We start from the raw sequence: 21,834 nt of genomic DNA, 5'->3' as shown, positions 1-21,834 counted from the left end.
GCGGCCCGCATACAACGCTTACAGGGGGAACACCATGTGCACGCAACCCACATCCACGGCCCAGCCGCTGATGCGGTCGCTGGGGCTGAGCCTGGCCGCACTGCTGATGAGTGCCTGCGCCAGTCACGGCGACCCGCGTCCGGCATCGCCCGGCACTACCGCCGGAACCGACGCAGACAACTTCCCGGATCCGGGCAACGCCACCTTGAAGGAGGGACTGTTCGTGGACGTCGACAACCTGCGCCTGTTCGCACGTGGCATGAGCAAACGTCAGCTGTATGTCCTGCTGGGCACACCGCACTTCGGCGAGGGCATGTGGGGTGTTCGCGAATGGAACTACCTGTTCAACTTCCGCAGTAGCCCGGGCGGTGACTACTTCACCTGTCAGTTCAAGGTCGAGTTCGACCGCAAGGGCATCGCCCAGGCCGCGCACTGGAAGCCGCAGGCCTGCGCGGCCGTGCTTGAACCGCCACGTCCACCCGCACCTCCCGCACCCGCACCTCCCGCACCTGCGCCGATGCCGGCTGAGCCGCTGCGCCTGTCCGCCGATGCGATGTTCGCCTTCGACAGTGCCGTGCTCACATCCGAAGGGCGCGACAACGTCACGGCCCTGCTGCAGCAGGTGCGGGATGCCAGCCGGGTGCAGACCATCCAGGTGATCGGCTATACAGATCGGATCGGCAGCGACCGTTACAACCTGGTGCTGTCCCAGCGTCGCGCGGAGGCGGTACGGGCTGCACTGATTGCTGGCGGCGTGCCAGCAGCGGCCATCGTTGCCGAAGGACGCGGCAAAGCGGACCCGCTGGTGCAGTGCGAGCAGGCGCAGCGCCAGGCCCTGATCGTCTGCCTGGCACCCAACCGCCGCGTGGAGCTGTCGGGCAGGGCACTGCCGCGCTGAACCGCGGCGTCATGACAAACGGCCACACTCCCGCATACCCCGTCGGCGCAAACGTGCGCCGGCGAGGAACCGTCTTGACCTGGCGCGCCGTTCGCACAGCGTGATGTCTCCCCCGTCATCGTTCTGAAGACGGCGCGCCAGGTCATCTCTTCCTCCCACCCGGGGCGGCCGCAGGCATGCTGCGGCCGCCGTATCCTGTTACGGCATCAGCACTTTGTTGATCACGTGGATCACGCCGTTGCTCTGCTTCACGTCGGCAATGGTGACGTTGGCCACCTGGCCCTTGCTGTCGGTCAGAGTGATGCCCTTGCCGACCACACGGGCCGTCAGCGCTTCACCTTCGACGGTGGTGAGGCTGGCTTTGCCGCCGCCCTGCTTGATCTTGGCCATCAGGTCGGTGCTGGTGACCGCGCCCGGCACCACGTGATAGGTCAGGATCTTGGTCAGGTCCGCTTTCTTCTCCGGCTTCAGCAAGCCTTCCACCGTGCCCTTGGGGAGGGCGGAGAACGCTGCATTGGTCGGTGCGAACACGGTGAACGGGCCGGCGCCTTTGAGCGTATCGACCAGACCGGCTGCTTTGACCGCAGCCACCAGGGTAGTGTGGTCCTTGGAATTGACGGCGTTGTCGATGATGTCCTTGTTGGCATACATCGCTGCGCCGCCCACCATCGGGTTGCTGTGCTGCGCGCCCGTCATGGGGGCGGGCGCCTGCGCGAAGACGAGCGGGGATGCGGTAGCAGCAAGACAGCCGATCAGTACAAGGCCTGCAAACTGGATCTTCATGACCAAACTCCCAAATGGATGCGCCGGTATGACGCACCTTCAATTACGGCGGGAGTGGGCCGGCGGATGCAGTACCTCCGCACTATATTTTTTCGTCAGGCGCAGGTGAGGATCGCGTCGAGGCGGCGCGACGGCTACAGCACCCCGGGAATCTTCACCGCCAGCGCGGCCTTCTCGGCGTCACAGCCGGTCGGCTCGACGCTGTTGCTGCGCAACGCCTGTATTTCCGCACGGGCCAGCGCCATGTCGCGATTGAAATCCGCATTGGCGTGGAGCATCGCCAGGGCACCTGCCGCCACGGCACGGCCTTCGAGCACGTCACTCTGCCAGTGCGCGTTGCAGATCAGCCGGTTCTCGCCGAAGGCGCGGCCGCGGGCGAGCAGCGCATCGGCCTGGCCCGGGCTCAGCTCGGTCAGCACCAGTGCCCAGGCCCAGCTGATCGCGGTGTGGCCGGAAGGATAGGAACCATCGGTGCGCAGCGACGCCTCATCGGCGGGCGCGCAGGTGTTTTCCTTGAAGAGCACGAAGGGGCGGGTGCGCTTGTAATGGTCCTTGGCCGCATACGTGGCCAGGCCGGCGTCCACCAGGGTCCGCTGCAGCAGCAGATAGAGCGCCGGCGAGGTCTGTTGGCTGATCGGCACCCCCAGCGCGCAGGAAAACGTGTTGGCAACCTGCGGGAACCGAAGGTCCGCATCGGTAGTGGCCAGCGCATAGCGCGGTGATCTGCGCAGTTGCTGCGCTGCGCGATGGACGGCCTGATCGTTGGCGAATGCGGGCGAGCCTTTGGCTGGCGGCGGCGGCAGCAGTGCCAGGCTGTCGGGCAGGGCGCGACCCAGGTAACCGGCCGGCACCCCAGGGCGCAGTTCCGGAACGGGCGCCGGCGTGGGGGCGGCGGTCGGCGGAGGCGGCGCGGGTGCGGTCGACAGCGGCGGGGTGGTGCTGCAGCCGGCGAGCGTGACGGCCACGACCAGTGCAACCGCACTGTGGCGGCGGAAGGAGGGCAAGGCAATCCTGTGCATACGGGCGCTCCGCAGGGGTGTCGGCTCACTCTGTCGGCCCTGGCCCGCGCGTACAACCGCCTTTCTACGTGGTCCCCATCAGTATCTTTACTGGTGCACGGCGCTCCGCAGCGGCGGCATCGAACGGACGGTACCGGACAGCGGAAAACGCACTTCGATACGGGTGCCGCCGAGCGGACTGGCGCTGACCTGCAGGGTCCCGCCGAGCAGGCGCGCGCGCTCCTCCATGCTGATCATGCCCAGCCCGGGCGCTGCCGGGCCATGGCTTGGCGGCATGCCGATGCCATCGTCATCCACGCGCAGCACCATCTGCTCGCCGCGCACCGTGACCAGAATCTGCGCGGCGCGCGCACGGGCATGCTTGTCCACGTTGTTGACCGCCTCCTGCATGATCCGGAACAGGCTCAGTTCCTGGTCGTCGCGCAGCCGCGGCAGGTCGTCGATGCGGCAGCGGACACGCAGCGCGCCACGGGCGTTGCGCTTGATGCAGAACGCATCCAGTGCACTGGCCAAGCCGGTGAAGCGCAGGATGCTGGGATGCAGTTCATGCGAGATGGAGCGGATGTCGTTGGAGACGGTCAGCAGCTGATCCTGCAGGTCGATCACACGGTGCCGCTCCGTTTCGGGTATCTGGTTGCGCAGCGCGCTCAGGCAGATCGAGATCGCCGCCAGCGACTGGTTGACGTCGTCGTGCAGGTCACGTGCGATCCGGGTGCGTTCTTCCTCCTGCACCACCAGCATGCGTCCGGTCACTTCGCCGAGCCGTCGATACGCCTGTTTCAGCTTGAGGTGGTTGGACAGCCGCTGCTCCGACAGGGCGCCGAGGAACAACAGGGCGCAGCCGGTGCCGAGGGTCCAGACCTGGGCCGTGAGCAGGTTGTGGTCGGTGGTCCAGAGGGCGAACGGACCGATGTCCTGCATGCTCAACTGCATGCCGAGCACGGCCACGATGAGCATGCAGGCCGATGCACCCGAAACGCCCAGGACGATCAAGGCCCAGACCAGCAGCGGAATCGGCGCAAGGACCAGCAGGGGCGTGATGACCCCCTCCGCCCAGTCGATACCCCAGACCAGGCCCAGCAGCACCAGCATCAGTATCGCGATCACCGCGGTCCGCCACTGCCATCCATCACGCCGTTCCGGTGTCTGCAGGACGCGCGCGACGTTCACCACGCAGGGCACGATGAGCAGATAGCTCACCGCGCTGCACAGCCACAGTGCACCGATCGCAGCCGACGCTGCGCCGGTGCGATGGCCGGACAGCAGGACCGCCTGCCAGAGCGCCACACACACAGGCAGTGCCACACAGCCGACCAGCACGAACAGCCCGATATCGCGGTAGCCCTCCAACGGCGCACGATCCCCACGCCAACGCAGCACCAGCCATGCCACACCGATCACCAGCGCGAACTCGCCCGCGCTGGCGATCAGGTGGGTCAGGCCCAGAAACGGGGCGAAGGCAAAGGCCAGCGCGGTGCCCGCACAGGCGGCAAGAATGCAGGCGCGCCACTGCGCGCGCGGGGTGAACAACAGCCAGCCGAGCAGCAACGGTCCTGGAATCCACAGCACGTGCAGGCGGAAGCCGGGCATCTGGACGAGGGTCGGCAGCAGCTGCCCGAGCAGGCAGCCGAGCAGCAGCGGCGCCACCAGCGTGAGGGTGACGCGAAGCGCGGGTGAGGTGCGTGTGGACGGGGCTGGGTTGGCGGTGTCGTCCGGCGGGTCGGTGGTGCTATCGACAGCAGCAATGTGCTTTACGGTCGCATTGACGTGCACGTAGACCTCGGCGGGCGTGAGTATGCTCGGGTCGATCCGCGGAGGCGTCTCGATGTGATGCGCTTCACGCTTGTGGGGGATACTGCGCGACCGGTTGTCGTGATGTCGCTTCCGCCCCACAATCGGGTCGATCTAAACAGCTTGTCCTCCCGCACGCTATCCGATTTCCGACTTGCCCAAGGAGCTGGCATGGACGAACCGATGGCCCCGTACAGTCGCTTTGTCGTGGATGGGTTCGATGCCGATGCGTTGCTGGGTGTGGTGCGTGATACCCGCTTCGAGCAGCGGCTGTTGGCGGCCGGGCATTTTCGGGCCTGCCTGCAGCGCTTGGTGTTTCCCGAATTCAGCCTGGACAGCGGTGCCTACACACTGCCGATCTTCGCCAGCGGCAGCTTCGGCCAAGGGCTGGTCGCGCTGGCGATGGCGGTGTCCTGCGAGCAGCCTATGTGGGCCAACGGGCGCTGGATTCCCGCCGGGCAGGTGATGGTGTTCGCCGAGGACAGCGAGCTCAATGTGCGCCCGAGCCCCGGTGGCTGGCAGTGGGCCGTGCTGCTGATTCCACGCGAGGTGCTGCAGCGTGAAGCGGTGGCGCGGATCGGGCGCGAACTGCGGCTCCCACGCAGCGGCTGGTGCAGCCGCCCGGCGGCACCAGCAGAGGCCTATGGGTTGCGCTATGGGGTGTTCAAGGCACTCGATGCGGCCGCCAGCTGGACGGGTGTGGTCACCTCCGAGCAGGTCGCCGCGCAGTCGGCACTGCTGTTGGGGCGTTCGTCGATGCGGTGAGTGCCGCCGATGCGGGGCCGGCGCGGCGTGCGGGCGGCAGCTGGTTCGAGCGCCACCGCGACAGGGTGGTGCGGCGTGCCGAGGAGTACCTCAAAGCCCACCTGGATCGGCCGTTCGACAGCAGAGCCCTGTCACTGGCGCTGGGCGTGGGAGAGCGCCAGCTCGAGCGCCTGTTCCGTGATGCTTACGGACACGGCCCGTGCCATTGGCACCAGCTGGCCCGGCTCAATTGCGTCCGCAGTGCGCTGCTGCAGGCAGATGCACGGCAGAGCGTGACGGACATCGCCCTGCGGTTGGGGTTTGGCCATCTCGGGCGGTTCTCGGTCATGTACCGGAATGTCTTTGGAGAATGTCCGCGGGACACGCTGCGACGCTGAACAATGGACTGAACGAGTACGTCCGATGTCATTGTTTCGCATGGGAAATATCACGGCGCCATCACGGCGATGTGCGCATGTTCGGCGCGTTGCAGGGGCAATGGGATCGATCCGCATCTGCAACTCAATCAGGGGATGATTGACGCCAATGGAGGCAATGCGATGGGCGTTTCATGCGCGCAGGCAGTGGCTGTGCCGTTCCGTAAAGTTGTCGTGGCCGATGACCACATCCTGGTCGCACAGGGCATCGAACGATTGTTGATGGACTGCTTCGAATCGATCGTGCTGGTGTCGTCGGGTGAAGAACTGCTGGCATCGCTGCATCGCGAGGCACCGGACGTGGTCGTGTCCGATATCAGCATGCCCGGCCTCAGTGGCATCGACGTGATGCGTCAGGTCCGCAGCGAAGGGTGTCTGACACCGTTCGTGTTCCTGACCATGCATGACGAATCGAGCATGGCTGCCGAGGCGATCCGTGCAGGTGCGCGCGGCTATATCCTCAAAAGCGCGGCCGGCGACGAGCTGGTAAGGGCGATCAATGGCGTGATGGAAGGCCAGACCTATGTCACCCCGACGCTGGCCGCCAACGCCATCGTGGCGTCCGGCCGCTCTCAGTATGTGTTGACCGACAAGCAGCTGCGAATCCTGGAGTACGTGGCCCGCGGCCTGCGTTCCAAGCAGATCGCCTACGAACTGGGCGTGTCGGTGCGCACGATCGAATCGCACAAGTACGCGATCATGCAGGAGCTGGGTGTGCACGGCACGCTGGAGCTGGTCCGCAAGGCCGAGCTGGAAGGGTTGATCCGTCACTGAACAGGCCGCGCCGGACACGGGCAAGTAGATTTACTTGCCCGTGTCCGGTTGTTTTGCCCTTGTTCCCGTAGCGCCCGCCCCACACCATCGGAACAGGCGTCGAACGGGCGAATGCGATGAATGCTGTCCGTGTGCTGCTGGCCGAAGACGGATGCGCGATGGGACGCCAGTTGCGCGGCCTGCTTGCCCAGCAGTTCCAGGTGATCGGATTGGTCCAGGACGGCGCCTCGCTCGTGCAGGCGGCGCAGAGCATGCTGCCCGACGTCGTGGTGACCGACATCGGCATGCCGGAATTGAACGGCCTGGAGGCCGCGCGTCAACTGCGGCTGCAGCGGCCGGTGCTGGGCGTGGTGTTCATCACGGTCCACGCCGAACCGCAGATGGTGTCCCAGGCGATGGCCTTGGGCGCCTGCAGCTATGTGCTCAAATCCGATGCGGGCGATGACCTGCTGCAGGCCGTTGCGGCCGCCGTAAAGGGCGAAGCGTTCGTATCGCGCTCGCTGCGCGGCCTGCGTCGGCGCTGACAGCGCTGGCCTAGACCAGGATGCCGATCAGCTTGCGCGCCAGTTCGTCCACCGACATCGCCAACAGCACCAGCGGCAGCAGGGGAAGGATCGCGTGCAGGGCGATCCACAGCACGTTCCAGCGCGTCATCGGCAGCACCGACATCGACGCCAGCCCCTTGTAGACGCCGCTGAAATCCGCGAACGCCGAGGCATCACCATGATCGAGCAGGGACCCGCTGCCCGCATCCGGTGGCTGCGCCGAGGGCCAGCGCCGGTCGAACAGGTCGGCGGCGCGATTGCCCAGCGCGTCAAAGTGGTACAGCGCGTGGCGCTTGGTCCGCATCATCGTCGGCATCAGCAGCAGCAACGGCGCGAGCAGGAACAGGGTGGCGGCGATGACATACCCGGCAAGCAGGTGCCGCAGGTCGTAAAGGCTGTTGCCCAGGTACTGCACGTGGTTGACACAGGCCCCGGCCAGCAGGAGCCCGCCCGCCAACGCGAGGACCGCAAAGCGTTCCTGCGCCAGGCCGAGGAAGGCCAGCCCACCGGCCCCATCGGGATGCTCGGCGTGCAGCACCAGGCCGCTGCGTGGCAGGCGCCAGAGCACGCATGTCCAGAGCACGAAGCGCCACAGCCACAGCAGGGCCACCAGGCGGAACAGCGGCACCGCGACCCACTCGTACCAGTGGCCGGCCGCGGTCAGGACACCGTGCTCCAGGCGCCAGTCCGCTACCCCTGGCAGCAGGCTGACGCTGTCACCCCCGAACGACAGCGGGGCCCATGCGATCAGTACACAGAGCGCTTCGGGCAGCCAGCCATCGCGCCAACGTCGGACCTTGGCGAGCAGGGCATCCATGCGTTTCTGGCGCCGGGCCGGAACCAGGCTGCTGTGGGTCAGCTGGCGAAAGGCATTGCGCAACAACGCGTCCGAACGTGGTGCCGCGATGACCAGCAAGGGCAGTGCAAGCAGCACTCTGGCCAGAGTGGCGTAATCGCCGAGCAGGGCCATCCGGGGTGGCTGTGGCCATAGCGTGCCGGCCCGCGCAGCCAGCACCAGCATGGGACCAAACGACACGACGAGCAGGATGCCGGCCACCCACAGCGACACCCGGGCACGGCCATGCAGTGCGCCGGTTGCCTGCAGCAGACGGTGCACCAGCCCGCCGCGCATGAGGGAATAGTGGTGCTGGCTCGATCGCATCGTCGGCATGCCCCACGACATCGGAAGCAGGCAGCATAGCGCTGCATTCCAAGCCGTTGAACGCAGTAAAAATACTGGGGGCGATGCAGTACTAATCTCGATTGTGCAGCGCACGCGCGACGCCCAAGCTGGAGCCCTGACGCAAGGATCCCGCCCATGCTCCTGGTGATCGATATTCTGACGCGCTTCTGGACCGACATGATCGATCGCGCGGACGGCCCCATGACCTTCCGCTTCTTCCTGCAGCCGACGATGGCGCTGATCGCAGCATTGATCGATGGCATCAAGGACGCCAAGGCCGGCAAGGCGCCCTATGCCTGGTTGATGGCGCACAGCTCGGCCGGTGACCGTCTGGTCGCCTGGCGCGAAGGCGTCACCGCGACTGCCCGCATTCTGCTGCTCGGGGTCAGCATGGATGTGATCTACCAGTTCCGCATGTTCGGCGGCTTCAAGTATCCGGTCGAGGCGTTCGTCATCGCGGTGGTGCTGGGGTTCCTGCCGTATCTGATCCTGCGCGGCCCGATCACCCGCATCGCCAGCTACTTCCTGCACCGTAAATGACACCCTCACGAGACGACCCGCCGATGAGTGCCCAGGACCCCCGCGAGCAGCTGACCGAACGCGCGCTCACCATCGAACAGGCCAAGAACCTGCTTGGCGGTGCCGATGCCACGTCGATGGAGCTTTCCTCGCGTCGCACCGGGATGTCATTCCAGCGCACGCGCATGAGCGCGGACCGCACGCTGATGTCGATCATCCGCACGGCGCTGTCGCTGATCGGCTTCGGCTTCACGATCTACCAGTTCTTCGGCCACATGCTGGAGGTGCCCGGGGTCGGGCTGCGCCCGCACGCCCCGCGCAATTTCGGCATCGCCCTGGTTGGTCTCGGCATGGTCCTGCTCACCCTCGGGATCATCTACCACATCCGCTACATGCAGGGCCTGCGTGCCGAGCGCGAGGAGATGATTCGCGAAGGCCTGATCCACGGGGAGAGTCACTACCCGATCTCGCTGACCCTGATCACCGCCGGCCTGCTGTGGCTGCTGGGCCTGCTGGCGATCGTCAGCATGACCTTCAACGTGGCGCCGTTCGCATGAGTGTCGTGGCCGATAGCATGATCGAGCTGGCCGGCGGGGTCTTCAGTATGGGCTCCAACGACCACTATCCCGAGGAGCGACCCGCGCACAAGGCGCGGGTAGGGCGGTTCTGCATCGATCGCTACCCGGTGACCAACCGTGAGTTCGCCCGCTTCATCCGCGCGACCGGCCACGTCACGGCTGCCGAGCAGGCCGCCGATCCGCGCGACTACCCCGGTGCCGATCCGGCACTGCTGCAGCCAGCCTCGGTGGTGTTCGTGCAACCGGCGCACCCGGTCGACCTGGGCAACACGCATAACTGGTGGCACTACCTCCCCGGCGCGGACTGGCGACACCCGCGCGGACCGGCCTCGAGCCTGCAGGGCCTGGACGATCATCCGGTCGTGCAGGTGAACTTCGCCGATGCGCTCGCGTATGCGCACTGGATGGGCAAGGATCTGCCGACCGAAGCGGAGTGGGAGTTCGCCGCGCGCGGTGGCCGGGACAGCGGTGAGTTCGCCTGGGGCGATAGTCTGGTCCCGGAGGGGCGCCATCAGGCCAATACCTGGCAGGGCGAGTTTCCCTGGCACAGTCTGGATGAGGACGGGTACCGTTGGACCTCGCCGGTCGGCAGTTACCCACCCAACGGGTATGGGCTGTACGACATGATCGGCAACGTCTGGGAGTGGACCAGCGACTGGTACCAGCAGCATGACCAGCTGCAGAGCAGACCGTGCTGCGCGATCGACAATCCGCGAGGGGGGCTGCGCGAACGCAGCCACGACCCGCGCGATCGCAGCGCGGTCCCACGCCGGGTAATGAAAGGCGGCTCGCACCTGTGCGCGCCGGATTACTGCAAGCGCTATCGGCCCGCGGCGCGCATGGCGCAGCCGATCGATACCGCCACCTGCCATCTGGGTTTCCGTTGCGTGGAGCGCGGATGAACCGCGCCGGCCAGGATCGACCCCGTTACCGGAGCTCCGATGATGTCTCCTCTCAAGGCGTGGCTGGTCGCGCTCACCGAGCCTGTGGTGGTGATCATCGATGCGATGGCATTGGCCCTGATCACCCTGGCCACTGCGGTGGTGTTCGTCAACGCGCTGCGCCTGGCGCTGCGTGGCCATCCCACCAATGTGGAGCGGCGCGAACTGTGGCTGTCCTACGGCCGCTGGCTGGTCGCAGGTCTCACCATGCAATTGGCGGCCGACATCATCGAATCCTCGATCTACACCAGCTGGGACGCGATCGGACAACTGGCGGCGATCGCGGTGATCCGCACCTTCCTGAACTACTTCCTGGAACGCGACATCGCCGATGTGCGCGAGCGCCAGCACCAGCGCCAGGCCGTACCCGGCCCACCGTGACGTCCATGACCCCGCAACCGTGTCCGCTCTGGAGGGCCACGCCATGACCATCCCTGTCCTGAAACCGCGCCGCCACACCCGCCGGCCCACGCCTTTTGCGGTCGCATTGACTCTGCTTGCTGCGCTGGCGGCGGTGCCTGCAGGCGCGACCGAGGGTGCGATGGGGCGCTCCATCACCGGGATGCAGATCACGTCCTATGCCGGTGTGATCCCGCCCGAGCCGGGCATGCAGTGGTCGTTGAGCTACATCCATTACGACGGCAAGATCAGCGGCAACCGACAGGCACCGATCGCCGGGCAGATCTCGCTCGGCCTGGAGGCCGACGTCAGCCTGACCGCCGCCACCGGCGTGTATGTGTGGCCGACCCAGGCAGGCAAGTGGAACTTCGCCTCGATGCTGACCGTGCCGTATGTCACCGCCGATGTGACCGCCAACCTGACAGGCCCGCTGGGCGGACGGCGGCAGGTCAAGGACAGTGCGTCCAACCTGTTCGACGTGTACTTCGCGCCGGTCATCGCCGGTTACCACATCGACCCGGTGCAGCATGTCTCGTTCGGCGTGTATGTGTACGCACCGACCGCCAAGTACGACCCCAGCCGCCTGGCCAACCCCGGCATGAACGTCTGGACCGTGTCGCCCAGCGTCGGCTACACGCATCTGTTCCAGAAAGGGACGCTGGAGTTCAGCGTGCTGGGCGCCCTGGACTGGTACGGGCGCAATGACGACACCGACTACAAGAACGGCGTGGTGGCGCGTACCGATGTGCTGCTGGTCAAGCGCACGCCCAGTGGCTGGGGCTTTGGCGCGGCCGGCGGCTGGATCCAGCAGTTGCAGGACGACGAAGGTGACACCGCTGACCGCCTCAACGGATTCAAGGGGCGCGCCTTCGGCCTGGGCCCGGCCCTGACCTACGGCAAGAAGTGGTCCGGTGGCGAGCACCTGGACGTGTCGTTCCGCTACATCGGTGAATTCAGCGTCAAGAACCGCTTCGAGGGTGATCCCTGGAGCCTGTCCATCAGCGGCGGCTTCTGAGCTGCGCCGTGCCCCCCTTTCATGGAGTCCTCGTCATGTCACCTGCATCCCCTTGCGCTGTATGGACGAGCTGCCTGCTTCTGGCGCTCTCGGCGCCGGCCGCGCACGGCGCTGCACGCACCCCGGCAGCGCCAGTCCCGCCTGCCGCTGCCACGGCTGCCGCCACGCCGGAGCGCGACCCGGAGGCACTCGCCGCGCTGGACCGCATGGGCGCCGCACTGCGTGCGCTCAAACAGTTCTCACTGACCTCCGATGCCAGCACGGAAATCGTGCTGGACGATGGTCAGAAGGTGGAGCTGGATGGGGTGGTGACCTACAAGGTGCGCGCACCGAACCAGCTGTTCCTGGAGCTGCGCAGTGATCGCCAGTTGCGCCAGCTGTTCTACGACGGCAAGGCGCTGTCGGTGTACGCACCGCGACTGAAGTACTACGCGCAGGTGGAGGGGCTGAGCAGCACGCTGGGTGAGCTGGTCGAAGACGCGTCCACCCGCTACGGCATCGATATGCCCTTGGCCGACATGTTCCTGTGGGGCACCGACAAGGCGCCCAAGACCGCGATCCGCGGCGCGCTGCATATCGGCGGTGGCACGGTCGACGGCGAAGCGATCGAGCAGTATGCGTTCAAGCAGGATGGTGTGGACTGGCAGCTGTGGGTGAGCAAGGCCACGTCGCTGCCGAAGAAGCTGATCATCACCTCGCTGGATGACCCGGCGCTGCCGCAGTATCGCGCGCAGCTTCGGTGGGATACCCGAACCCCCGTGCCAGCTGCGGCGTTCGCGTTCAAGCCGCCGGCAGACGCGTCACGGATCAAACTTGTTCCGGTCGCCGTGGCCGTTGTCGATGCAGAGCAGGAGAACTGAGATGCGTATCGTGATCGGACGTTTCTTCGTGGCGTCTTCATTGCTTGCAGCGGTCCTGATGCTGGTCCTGCTCATGGTCGCCACCCCCGCCAGCGCGCAGCGCGCCGGTCTGCATGGCGGTGGCGCACGTGCCAGCGCCCACACCAGCATCAATCGCCCGGCGCAGCGCGCCCAGGGCGGAAACATCAATCGCGGCGGCAATGTGAACCGCAACATCGACAACAACCGCAACGTCGATCGGAACGTGAACCGCAACGTCAACCGCAACGTCAACCGCAACGTCAACGTGGACGTCAACTACCACGACGATCACTGGAACCACTGGGACGATCATCCCTTCGCCACCGCAGCGGCCGTCACCGCCGGTGTGGCAGTGACCTCGGCGGTGATCGGCTCGATTGTCAATTCGGTGCCGCCCAGCTGCGTGACGACCGTGATCAACGGCATGGCGTACCAACAGTGCGGCAACGTCTGGTACGAACCGCGCTATGCCGGCACCACGGTGCAGTACGTGGTGATCAATCCACCCCGCTGATCCGCCTGTTCCACCTGTCACAGGACGGCTGCGACCGCAGCGCGTCTTTCCATCCATGCCTTGGAGACTCGCGTCATGAAAGCCTTTGCCATCGCCGTCCTGGCCACGTCCCTGGTCGCTTGCGCGTCCACACCGACCGTCAAGACCGATTTCGATCCGTCGGCCAGTTTCGCGTCCTACAAAACCTACACCTGGGCGCTGAAGCCCGAGGCCAGCTCGCCGTTGGTGCAGCAGCGCATCATCGATGGCATCAACGCACGCCTGCAGGCCAAGGGGCTGCGTGAAGCCCCGAACGGCGACATCGCGCTGGCCGCGCATATCGCCACCGGCCAGAAGCAGACCCTGGATACCTTCTACAGCGGCACCGGCATGGGGGGATGGGGCTGGCGCGGCGGTGGCTGGGGCGGCGGCATGGCCATGGGCAGTGCCACCACCACCGTGCATACCTATGACGTGGGCACGCTGGTCGTGGACATGTTCGATGCCAAGACCAAACAGGCGGTATGGCGCGGCACTGCCAGCGGCACCGTGCCGACCTCGCCGGACAAGGTCAACGCGGCAGTGGAGGCCGGGCTGGACAAGCTGTTCGTCGGCTTCCCGCCGGGCGCGACCGCGGCGCGCTGATCCCGCGCGGCACGACCTGAAACGCGTTTACCCGCGTGGGCCCGTGCCGGGCTCCCCCCTCCCACCGGCACGTGCCCGCGCTCTACACCCTTCCGTTGAGGTGCCCTGTGCCGATCGGCCATGCCGTCCGCTTGCTTGTGTTGCTGGGTGCATCGATGCCGTGGGCTGTGCCGGCGCAGCAGGCGGATGCCGCGGCGACGGCACCGGTGGCCGCGACGCCGACGAACGCCGGGATGTTCCGTGACGCCGAAGACGGACGCTTGGACATGTCACGCTGGCTGCTGGAGCATCGCGGCTTCCTGCCGGTGCCGATCATCATCACCGACCCGGCCGTCGGCAATGGCGGCGGCGTTGCATTGGCATTTTTCCATCGTCCCGCGGCCGCGAGCACCGCGGGGGAGGATGGCGCGCCAAAGATGGTGACGCCCGATATCTACGGCGGCGGCGCCATGCGCACCTCCAACGGCAGCGAGGCCTACGGCGTGGGTGCATCGCTGCATTTCGACGATGACCGCTGGCGCTACCGCGGGGGCGTGGCCAAGGCCTCGTTCAATCTCGGGTTCTATACGCCCGGCACGCTGCTGCCTGCGCAGAAGATCGAGTACAACATGGACGGCCTGATGTCATTCCAGCAGGGCTTCCGCCGCCTTGGCGACCGCGATCTCTACCTTGGGCTGGCCTGGATCTACATGGACCTGGACGTCGGCTTCGATGTCGCCTCCGACAGCGATCGCTTCCAGCCGTTCGAGTTGTCCAAGCGCAGCTCCGGGCTGGGTCTGTCGCTGGAGTACGACTCGCGCGACAACCCGTTCACCCCGTCCAGCGGCTGGCTGGGCATGGTCGAGGGCAATTTCTACCTGCCCGGCATCGGCAGCGATGCCACGTTCCAGAGCTATCGCGGGCATGCGTACAGCTACTGGCCGATGGGCAGACACTTCGTGCTGGGCGGTCGCCTCGATGCGCGCTGGGCCAACGGCGACATCCCGTTCTATCGGTTGCCGTACATCGATCTGCGCGGCATCGGCTCGGCCCGCTACCAGGACACCCGCGCGGCGGTGCTGGAGAGCGAACTGCGCTGGAACCTGACGCAGCGCTGGGCCTTGATCGGTTTCGTGGGTGCGGGCCGCACCTGGGGGCGCCACAACAGTTTCGGCGATGGCGCCAGCCAGGTGTCCAAGGGCGCGGGGGTGCGGTACCTGATCGCGCGTCAACTGGGCATGCATGTCGGCGTCGACTACGCCTGGGGTCCGGAGGACGACACGTTCTACATCCAGGTCGGCAGCGCATGGCGCTGATGCGTACCGGCCGAGGCAGACCACGCGCCACCGGGTTTGCGGTTCTCTGCCTGTGCGCGGCCGGAACGATATCGCGGCTGCAGGCCGCCGAGCCCGCCGTGCCCGTGGTCATGCAGGAGGGGGCCATGCATTGTGGTGAGCGCGCCCCGGGCGACACCCGGCCCCGTATCGGCCTGGCGCTCGGCGGCGGCGGCGCCCGGGGCATCGCGCATGTGCGCATCCTCAAGCAGCTCGAAGCGCTGCACATCCCGGTGGATTGCATCGCCGGCACCAGCGCAGGCGCGCTGGTCGGCGCACTGTATGCCTCCGGCTCCACCCCGGCGCAGATCGAGCAGCTCGTCCTGAGCACCGAATGGTTGAACCTGTTCACCGACACCCTGCCGCGGCGGGATCGCTCGCTGCGGCGCAAGGCGGATGACTACGCCCAGCTGGCGCCGATCGGCATCGGGCTGGGCGGGGAGGGCAAGGCAGTCGCCCTTGCCGCAGGGGTCTCCGAAGGCGAAAAGCTGATCGCGCTGTTCGAGCGCGCGACCGGCGGCAGCCGGGTCAGTGGCCGCTTCGATGACCTGCCGATCCCGTTCCGGGCCGTGGCCACGGACATCAATACCGGCAAACCGGTGGTACTTGCTGAAGGCAGCCTGGCGATGGCGATGCGTGCGAGCATGTCGTTGCCGGGCATCTTCCGCCCGGTGGTGATCCACGATCAGGTGTTGCTTGATGGCGGGCTGTCCAACCAGGTCCCGATCGACGTGGTGCGCGCGATGGGCGCTGACCGGGTCATCGCGGTCGACGTGGGCACGCCGCTGAGCGCACTCGATCGCGATGCCAGCCTGGTGGATGTGATCAGCCAGCTCAGCGGATTCCTGACCACCCGCAGCGCGCAGCAGCAGCTGGACAGCCTGGGCCAGCAGGATCTGCTGATCGCTCCGGACCTGACCGGCAAGGTGGCGACCGGCGATTTCGACAAGGCACCCGAGGCCCTGCAGATCGGCCAGATGGCAGCGGAGCGGGCCGCCCCGGCACTGCTCGCCTTCGCGCAGCCGCCGGAGACGTACGACCGTCTTGTGCTGCAGCGCGCGCAGCGTGAGCGGCCGGTGGGTACAGACCGCATCGCGTTCGTCGAGGTCGACAACCACACCGGCTATGCCGATGCGTTGCTGCTGTCCTATTTTCCGGTCGAGATCGGCGCGCCGCTGGATGTCGCAGTGATGCAGGATGGGGTGCTGCGTGCCTACGGCATGGGCACGCTGGCCAGCATCAATTACGAGGTCAAGCAGCGCGACGGGCGCACCGGGGTGGTCGTCTCCGCGTATGCCAAGCCCAATGGGCCGGCCTATCTGGAGGCCGGGCTCAGCCTGAGCAACGATCTGGAAGGCGGCCACCAGAGCAATCTGCGCGCGGGCCTGCTGTTCTCGCCGCTGTCGGCCTATGGCGCCGAAGCGCGCGTGGTGCTGCAGATCGGCAATGAGCCGGCCTTGACCGGGCAGTACTACCACCCCTTCGATCTGCAGGGCCGGTATGCGTTCCAGGTGGGCGGCGGATTCCAGACCCGCAGCTTCAATCTGTACGACGATGACGGCAACAAGACCGCGCTCTACCGTGTGCGTCGCACCGGTGCGACGGTGGCGGTGGTGCGCAATGTCTCCAATGTGCTGGCACTCACCGCCGGCGTGGAGCGCTACCGGGGCAATGCCAAGATCGAGGTCGGCGACCCATCGATTCCGCGCGTGGATTTCGAGGAAGGGGCATGGATCGCGCAGGCAACGCTGGACGATATCGACAGCCTCTACTTCCCGCGTGACGGCTATCTGGTCAATGCAGGCACCTATCAATCCAGCCCCGGGCTGGGTGCTGACGCCCGGTTCGGGCAGCTGGACCTGGATGCTGTTGCGGCCAAGTCCTTCGGCAAGCATGCGGTGCAGCTGGGGCTGCGCTACCACGTCACCTCCTCGGGCCAGGCACCGGTGCAGAACCTGTACCGGCTGGGGGGGCGGTGGCGGCTTGCGGGCTTCCAGCACAACGAACTGACCGGCCAGGATTACGCGCTGGGCTTTGCCGGCTACACCTATGAACTGGGCAAGCTGCTCGGGCGCTCGGCCCAGGTCGGCGGCACGGTCGAATACGGCAATGCCTGGCAGCGGCGCAGCGACATGTCACTGAGTGACGGCATCTGGAACGGCAGCCTGTTCCTGGGTTTCGATTCCTGGATCGGGCCGTTGATCTTCGGCATGGGCTTCCGCGAAGGCGGCCGGAACGTGATCTTCATTGAACTCGGGCAGTCGTTGTGATGCCGGCAGCGCAGGTCACCAGACCTGCGACAGGATCACCCCGAGCGCGCCGCACCAGCAGACGATCACGAACCAGGCCAGCACCGCATTCGCACTGATGCCGCGGTGGCGGACGAACAGGCTCAGCACCAGCGCTGCCACCAGCGGCAGCACGAACAGGCTGACGATCCAGATCAAGGGATGTCCGTGCATGAAGGTCTCTCCATCCGCTGCAGGGCGCGCGGTACACCGCGCCGGATTCATTCGGGGAACACCAGGGTGACGGTCAGGCGCGCGGTCCAGCGGCTGGCGTACTGGGGCCGGTCCACGTTGTAGAAGCCGCCGACACCCACGCTGACCGGGGTATGTCCCACGCGCAGTACCTTGGACACGGTGGCGCCAAGCGGCACGGTCCAGGCATCGCTGCTGGCGGCCTTCCAGTTGTAGTTGGTTTCCGAGGTCACACTGAGTGACCAGCCATCGGGCAGATTGCGGGTGACGAACGGCTGCACGCTGGTGCTGCTCACATCCTCGCGGTCATCATCGCCGGCAACGGACCAGACATGGTTGGCCAGCGCGCCCACCGTCCACGCCTTGGTCTTGTGGACCAGGATGAAGGCGGGGCCGAGTGAGTATTTCCCCGTACCGAGGCTGTCGTGCGAGGCGGTATCCAGCAGCGCGGCGAAGCCGTAGCCGAATTCGGTGCCGTGCGCTTCCGCCGCGGTCTTGGGGATGTAATACCCCTGCACGAACAGGTCCCCGGTGCCGTGCTTGTCCCGCGGAAACTGGTTCCAGCTCAGCGGCAGGATCGGGCGCAGGATGAACTTGCCGTTCTCGCCCACGAAGGGAATCACCGGCTGGATCTTCAACTGCTGGTTGTGCGCGTCGCCGCCAGGCCCGACCGAGCCTTGGTAGTTGTACTGGAACGGCACGGAGATCAGCGCCGCGCCGGGATCGGCGAGCTTGCGTGCGATGTCGTCGGAGGACGCCGACCCGGCCGGCGCCTCCTGTGCGGCGAGGGGCGCGGCACCCAGCAGGGCGAGCAGCGCCAGCCAGGCCGGATGCCGCCGACACCTCATCGCGGCGCATCCACGACGATGTACTGCACCGTGGTGCCCGCATAGCGCGGCTGATACCAGGCGTTGTCGCACTGCTGGTAGCCGATGCCGTTGACGACGACCGTGCTGCAGTCCACCGGCAGCGAGTAGACGATCGAGCCGATCACGGCCGACGTGACGGCCACGCCTGCGGTGAACGCGGCGGCATCCCAGAAGGGATGGTCCCAGTACGGCGGCGGGGGCGGCGGAGGGGGTGGCCCGGGCGGATGCGGCCCGGGGCCAGGACCAGGTCCTGGGCCCGGACCGGGTCCAGGTCCTGGAGGATGAGGTCCCGGCCCGGGTCCCGGCCCCGGAGCAGGGTGGGGACCGGGACCCGGGCCAGGATGCGGGCCCGGCTCCGGGCGCGGGCCCGGGCCGGGATGCGGGGCGGGGCCAGGCCCCGGCGGGTGCGGGGTGAATCCACCGCCGCCGTGGGGCATGCCACCTCCGCCGAAGCCGCCGGCATGGGCGATCGAGGGGTGGGCAAAACCGCGCAGCCCGGGGCGCGCGTCGGCGTCGGCTGGCAGCAGCGCGGCGCCGAGCATCAGGGTCATCAGGGCCGGGGCCAGCGCGGCGCGCAGGCAAGCGGAACGGTCCATGCTCAGTTCTCCCGGTCAGTGGTCTGTACGGCCAGCGCGACCGGTACGAACACGATCTTCGTCGCGCCCTTGGGATCGAACGCCAGCTCTTTGGCGGTCACCGTGCGCCGCGTATCCCAGTTCAACGTGGCCTGGTAGGTGGGCAACGCGGGATCGCTGTGGCTGGTGATCGCCAGCTGGCGGGGCAGGTGGGTCGCGTCGGAAATCCAGACCTGCCAATCCACCCCGGGTTGCCGGAAGGCGTAGTGCTGGGTTGCCTCGCCGCCGATCCGGGCGCTGCCGATGCGCAGCGCGGACTGCAGCTGATCGGTCGGAAACGCCGGCGTGCCCCACAGGAACAGATCGGCCAGCGGCAACTCGATGCCATAGGTCGTCGCCGATTCGGTCAACAGCGCCTGGCTGCTCTTGTTCAGGCCATCCAGCGTGGCGTAGTACTTCAGCCGCGGCGAGTAGATCGTCAGCGCCTTGCCGTCGTAGAACAGCTGGCGGTGCTGGTCCTCGCTCTGGATCTCCACGAAGAAGTGGTCCGGTCCCAGCACGCGGTACGCGACGGTGCCGGGCAGGGCGATCTTCTGGCCGTCGTCGAGCACGTACTCGGTGCTGGTGGTGGCGTTGAGGCTGAAGTGCGGCAGCGCGCGCACGGCCGCGCCCATGCGCGTGAGTGCCTGTACGGCCTGGGGATCAACGCTGGCCGCCGCGGGCTGCGCCGCAAGCGGGGGAGGAAGCAGGAGCAGCGGTCCGGCCAGGACCAGCGCCAACAGCAGGCTCGATGAGGTGCGCGGCATGACAGTCTCCAGAGTGTCGTCGGTGGGGCGCGCGACGGGCCGACCCTGCTGACACTCTGCGCACCGCCCACGCGGCGGACAACCGGAGTTACACGGTAGCGCGCTAGGTATTTATACGCAGGCACCGGCCAGCGGCCGGCACCTGCGCAGGGGCCTCACGGTGTCCGGGTGGAGGCCGGTCCGCCGGCGGCGATCCAGGCGTCCACGGCCTGGCTGACCACCGTCATCGGCATCGCCCCGTTGCCCAGGATCAGGTCGTGGAACGCACGGATGTCGAAGCGGTCGCCCAGCTCCCGGCGTGCCTGCTCGCGCAGTTCCAGCAGCCGCATTTGGCCCATCTTGTAGGAGGCGGCCTGACCCGGCTGCACCAGGTAGCGGTAGACCTCGATGCGCACATCGGCCGGGGTCATGCCGGTCTTGTCCTGCATGTAGGCGATGGCCTGCTCGGGTGTCCATCGTTTGCGATGCAGGCCGGTGTCGACCACCAGCCGCACCGAGCGGAACATCTCGGCCTGCAGACGGCCCAGATCTCCGGCCGGGTCATCGCGGTACACACCGGTCTCGGACATCAGCTGCTCGGCATACAGCGCCCAGCCTTCGCTGAACGCACTCGGATTGAGGCTGCGGCGCAGCATCGGCAGCTCGGTCAGGGTCTGGCCGATCGAGATCTGGAAATGATGCCCCGGCGAGCCCTCGTGATAGGTAAGGGTGGGAATGCTCCAACGCGTATTGGAGGTGATGTCGCCCAGGTTGATGAAGAATGTGCCCGGCCGTGAGCCGTCCATCGCCGGTGGGTAGTAGTAGCCGCCGGGCGAGGTGGCCTGCATGTGCGTGGGTACCGGCTGCACCAGCAGCTTCTGCGTCGGCAGATGGCCGAAGTAGGTTGGCAGGAGCGGATCGAGAGCGCGCAGGCGCTGTTCGATGTCGCCGATCAGCTGCCTGCGGCCGGCGTCGCTGTCCTCGTACAGGTAGCGTGGGTCCTTGCGTAGCTGTTCGATGCGGGCGGCCACGCTGCCCTCGTGCAGGCCCAGCTGCTTCAGGCGGCCATCCATCGCCGTGTCCAGCCGCGCCACTTCGCGCAGGCCGATCTGGTGGATGGCATCGGCGTCCAGGTCGGTACTGGTGTACCAGCGCAGGGCCGCATCGTAGTAGGCCTTGCCCTCGGGCAGTGCCCACACGCCGTTGTTGCCGGGATGGGTCGCCAGCGTGGCCTGCACGTTGTCGAGCAGGCGTTGATACCCCGGGTTCACCGCGTCGCGCACAGCAGCGGTGGCCTGCGCGATCAGTTCAGCGCGACGGGCCGCCGGGATGGACGGCACCTTGTCCAGCTTGCGCTGCAATGACTGCACCCACAGGCTGTCCTGCGGCGCCGGTTTCAGCAGGGCACGGTACTGGTTGGCCGCGCCTTCCAGTGCAACCGCCGGCGGTACCACGCCCTGTCGGGCCTGCATGTCGACGTTGGCGCGGACCTGGTCCAGCTTGGTGCCCATCGCCTGCAGCCGTTCAATGTAGCGGCGGGCGCTGGTGTCGTCGGTCACCGCATGCTGGTTGTCCATGAACTGTGGCAGGTTGACCGGCAGGCTGAACAATTGGTCGATCGCGTAGGTGCTGCCGCCGACCGGCAACCAGGCCGCGGCCCATGGCACGGCCATCAGATCGATCTGGGTCTGGTAGAACCAGCGCGCCAGGCCGTCGCTGAGGCGTTGCTGCGGGTCCAGCGGTGCGCCCTTCCATGCACGGATCTGCGCCAGGTTGTCGACAAGAAAGCGGCGGTTGATCTCGCGCCGGGCCAGCGAGACGTCGGTCAGCTGGCCGGACAGATCACCGCCCGCATCGCCGCTGATGCCGAGCATCGTGCGCAGTTCCGGATCGGCGTTGATCGCGGCCATCGTCTGCGCATCGAGCAGGGCGTTGAACGAGGTGGTGGCCGGTGTGGTTGCCGTGGACGGCGCCTGCGCATGCGCCCCGGCGGATGCAAGCGTGAGGGTCCCGGCGATGGCGAGTGCGAGCAGGGCGGGGAATCGGCGGGCGGGCGTGGTCGGAATCACAGGGCGATCTCCGTTGGCGGGCAGGCTGCGCGCAGGCTACGCCAGCACGTACGCCAGCGCACGTATCGATCGTCACGCGTGCGCAGCCGGCTGGATGC

Annotated in this window: 24 protein-coding genes; 15 read left to right on the top strand and 9 right to left on the bottom strand. The window is 67.0% G+C overall.

The annotated features are described in order from the left end of the window. Positions 1-34: 34 nt before the first annotated feature. On the top strand, positions 35-898 hold the full coding sequence (locus tag EDF74_RS07350) for an OmpA family protein (RefSeq protein ID WP_123729448.1): 864 nt from the start codon (positions 35-37) through the stop codon (positions 896-898). Between the two features lie 198 nt (positions 899-1,096). Here the strand turns inward: EDF74_RS07350 and EDF74_RS07345 are convergent, their stop codons facing one another. The 3 genes from EDF74_RS07345 to EDF74_RS07335 all read right to left on the bottom strand — a co-directional run bounded on the left by EDF74_RS07345 (position 1,097) and on the right by EDF74_RS07335 (position 4,473). Then, a complete protein-coding gene (locus EDF74_RS07345; protein ID WP_123729751.1) occupies positions 1,097-1,681 on the bottom strand; it encodes a fasciclin domain-containing protein in 585 nt (194 codons plus the stop codon). A gap of 134 nt (positions 1,682-1,815) precedes the next feature. After that, positions 1,816-2,691, bottom strand: a complete 876-nt coding sequence (locus EDF74_RS07340; protein ID WP_428999148.1) for an acid phosphatase — start codon at positions 2,689-2,691, stop codon at positions 1,816-1,818. Between the two features lie 96 nt (positions 2,692-2,787). After that, complete coding sequence (locus EDF74_RS07335; protein WP_123729446.1) at positions 2,788-4,473, bottom strand: sensor histidine kinase; 1,686 nt, start codon at positions 4,471-4,473, stop codon at positions 2,788-2,790. Between the two features lie 189 nt (positions 4,474-4,662). Between EDF74_RS07335 and EDF74_RS18220 the strand changes: the two genes are divergently transcribed. The 4 genes from EDF74_RS18220 (at position 4,663) to EDF74_RS07320 (ending at position 6,970) form a co-directional block, all read left to right on the top strand. After that, the gene (locus tag EDF74_RS18220) at positions 4,663-5,256 is read left to right on the top strand and encodes a hypothetical protein (RefSeq protein WP_184997117.1); all 594 of its coding nucleotides are present in this window, start codon (positions 4,663-4,665) and stop codon (positions 5,254-5,256) included. Continuing rightward, the gene (locus EDF74_RS07330) at positions 5,253-5,633 is read left to right on the top strand and encodes a helix-turn-helix domain-containing protein (RefSeq protein ID WP_184997115.1); all 381 of its coding nucleotides are present in this window, start codon (positions 5,253-5,255) and stop codon (positions 5,631-5,633) included. The genes EDF74_RS18220 and EDF74_RS07330 overlap by 4 nt, the downstream gene beginning before the upstream one ends. Positions 5,634-5,795: 162 nt before the next feature. Continuing rightward, on the top strand, positions 5,796-6,446 hold the full coding sequence (locus EDF74_RS07325; protein WP_123729444.1) for a response regulator transcription factor: 651 nt from the start codon (positions 5,796-5,798) through the stop codon (positions 6,444-6,446). A gap of 116 nt (positions 6,447-6,562) precedes the next feature. Next, entirely contained in the window at positions 6,563-6,970 is a 408-nt protein-coding gene (locus tag EDF74_RS07320; RefSeq protein ID WP_123729443.1) for a response regulator, read from the top strand. A 10-nt stretch (positions 6,971-6,980) separates the two neighbouring features. Here EDF74_RS07320 and EDF74_RS07315 read toward each other — a convergent pair whose 3' ends face one another. After that, on the bottom strand, positions 6,981-8,162 hold the full coding sequence (locus tag EDF74_RS07315) for a hypothetical protein (protein ID WP_123729442.1): 1,182 nt from the start codon (positions 8,160-8,162) through the stop codon (positions 6,981-6,983). 147 nt (positions 8,163-8,309) lie between these two features. Here EDF74_RS07315 and EDF74_RS07310 point away from each other — a divergent pair, with 147 nt between their 5' ends. The 10 genes from EDF74_RS07310 (at position 8,310) to EDF74_RS07265 (ending at position 17,228) form a co-directional block, all read left to right on the top strand. Continuing rightward, on the top strand, positions 8,310-8,714 hold the full coding sequence (locus EDF74_RS07310) for a hypothetical protein (protein ID WP_123729441.1): 405 nt from the start codon (positions 8,310-8,312) through the stop codon (positions 8,712-8,714). A gap of 23 nt (positions 8,715-8,737) precedes the next feature. Further along, the gene (locus EDF74_RS07305) at positions 8,738-9,250 is read left to right on the top strand and encodes a YidH family protein (RefSeq protein WP_123729440.1); all 513 of its coding nucleotides are present in this window, start codon (positions 8,738-8,740) and stop codon (positions 9,248-9,250) included. Continuing rightward, positions 9,247-10,173: a formylglycine-generating enzyme family protein gene (locus EDF74_RS07300; protein WP_123729439.1), complete on the top strand. Its 927-nt coding sequence runs from the start codon at positions 9,247-9,249 to the stop codon at positions 10,171-10,173. The genes EDF74_RS07305 and EDF74_RS07300 overlap by 4 nt, the downstream gene beginning before the upstream one ends. A gap of 42 nt (positions 10,174-10,215) precedes the next feature. After that, complete coding sequence (locus EDF74_RS07295) at positions 10,216-10,593, top strand: DUF1622 domain-containing protein (RefSeq protein WP_123729750.1); 378 nt, start codon at positions 10,216-10,218, stop codon at positions 10,591-10,593. Between the two features lie 43 nt (positions 10,594-10,636). After that, positions 10,637-11,626 (top strand): SphA family protein, encoded by a 990-nt coding sequence (locus EDF74_RS07290; RefSeq protein ID WP_184997113.1) that lies wholly within the window; start codon positions 10,637-10,639, stop codon positions 11,624-11,626. A gap of 35 nt (positions 11,627-11,661) precedes the next feature. Further along, entirely contained in the window at positions 11,662-12,486 is an 825-nt protein-coding gene (locus EDF74_RS07285) for a DUF2092 domain-containing protein (RefSeq protein ID WP_123729437.1), read from the top strand. A gap of 1 nt (position 12,487) precedes the next feature. Then, positions 12,488-13,021, top strand: coding sequence for a hypothetical protein (locus tag EDF74_RS07280; protein ID WP_123729436.1), 534 nt, complete (start codon positions 12,488-12,490; stop codon positions 13,019-13,021). A gap of 75 nt (positions 13,022-13,096) precedes the next feature. Further along, complete coding sequence (locus EDF74_RS07275; RefSeq protein ID WP_123729435.1) at positions 13,097-13,645, top strand: DUF4136 domain-containing protein; 549 nt, start codon at positions 13,097-13,099, stop codon at positions 13,643-13,645. A 155-nt stretch (positions 13,646-13,800) separates the two neighbouring features. Then, the gene (locus EDF74_RS07270; RefSeq protein WP_260232203.1) at positions 13,801-14,940 is read left to right on the top strand and encodes an outer membrane protein assembly factor; all 1,140 of its coding nucleotides are present in this window, start codon (positions 13,801-13,803) and stop codon (positions 14,938-14,940) included. A gap of 125 nt (positions 14,941-15,065) precedes the next feature. After that, the gene (locus EDF74_RS07265) at positions 15,066-17,228 is read left to right on the top strand and encodes a patatin-like phospholipase family protein (protein ID WP_184997111.1); all 2,163 of its coding nucleotides are present in this window, start codon (positions 15,066-15,068) and stop codon (positions 17,226-17,228) included. Positions 17,229-17,243: 15 nt separating this feature from the next. Here EDF74_RS07265 and EDF74_RS18215 read toward each other — a convergent pair whose 3' ends face one another. From EDF74_RS18215 to EDF74_RS07250, 5 genes are all read right to left on the bottom strand, one after another. After that, the gene (locus EDF74_RS18215) at positions 17,244-17,420 is read right to left on the bottom strand and encodes a hypothetical protein (protein ID WP_184997109.1); all 177 of its coding nucleotides are present in this window, start codon (positions 17,418-17,420) and stop codon (positions 17,244-17,246) included. A 47-nt stretch (positions 17,421-17,467) separates the two neighbouring features. Further along, positions 17,468-18,286: a transporter gene (locus tag EDF74_RS07260; RefSeq protein WP_123729432.1), complete on the bottom strand. Its 819-nt coding sequence runs from the start codon at positions 18,284-18,286 to the stop codon at positions 17,468-17,470. Continuing rightward, a complete protein-coding gene (locus EDF74_RS18285) occupies positions 18,283-18,450 on the bottom strand; it encodes a DUF6515 family protein (RefSeq protein WP_221180332.1) in 168 nt (55 codons plus the stop codon). The genes EDF74_RS07260 and EDF74_RS18285 overlap by 4 nt, the downstream gene beginning before the upstream one ends. Positions 18,451-18,905: 455 nt before the next feature. Continuing rightward, a complete protein-coding gene (locus tag EDF74_RS07255) occupies positions 18,906-19,688 on the bottom strand; it encodes a DUF2092 domain-containing protein (protein WP_123729431.1) in 783 nt (260 codons plus the stop codon). Positions 19,689-19,843: 155 nt separating this feature from the next. Then, positions 19,844-21,736, bottom strand: a complete 1,893-nt coding sequence (locus EDF74_RS07250) for a DUF885 domain-containing protein (RefSeq protein ID WP_123729430.1) — start codon at positions 21,734-21,736, stop codon at positions 19,844-19,846. Positions 21,737-21,834 lie beyond the last annotated feature (98 nt).

This window comes from Stenotrophomonas rhizophila, from assembly GCF_003751305.1.
GTDB lineage: Bacteria > Pseudomonadota > Gammaproteobacteria > Xanthomonadales > Xanthomonadaceae > Stenotrophomonas > Stenotrophomonas rhizophila_B.
Note: the sequence above shows the minus strand (reverse complement) of the source record. Positions and strands in the feature narration are given on the sequence as shown.